This window comes from Yersinia rohdei ATCC 43380 (assembly GCF_000173775.1).
GTDB lineage: Bacteria > Pseudomonadota > Gammaproteobacteria > Enterobacterales > Enterobacteriaceae > Yersinia > Yersinia rohdei.
Genome location: NZ_ACCD01000088.1, coordinates 1 through 443 on the forward strand (window position 1 = coordinate 1; position 443 = coordinate 443).

Consider the following 443-nt stretch of genomic DNA (forward strand, 5'->3'; position numbering starts at 1 on the left):
CTACCGCAAAGTCGGTATCAACAATGCTGCTCATTGCCAGCTCGGTGTTGTCTTTCATGTTTGACAAGTTCGCAGCACTGGAATCCAGGCGGTTGATGCTGGCACCCAGTGTTGAGCGCATTTCACCGTAAGTGGCCACCGCTTTTTCCAGTGCCTCTACAGCTTTCATCGAGGTTTTAGCGCTGCCAATAGTCAGATTGGTCACACCGGCGTCATAGTCGTTACGGGCAAGTACATCGTCCAACCCTTCTTTTGCGGTTTTAGCGTCTGTAACGGACGTTTCCCATTCAGCTTTAGCTGTGGCTAAAGCAGCTGGGGTTGTGGCGGGCACTAACACCAGAGCGTCATAAGCACGCTTTTTCGTTACTACCTCAGCGGCCGTATCGTTGGCTGTTTTGTCAGCATCGTACAAATCCTTGCCAATGGTGCCAACAGCGGCAGCA

At 51.9% G+C, this 443-nt stretch carries 1 protein-coding gene; it reads right to left on the reverse strand.

All coding sequences use genetic code 11. From position 1 onward, the window contains the following. Positions 1-443, reverse strand: a 443-nt coding sequence (locus tag YROHD0001_RS0119175; RefSeq protein WP_032818625.1) for a flagellin, incomplete at both ends; no start/stop codon positions are given.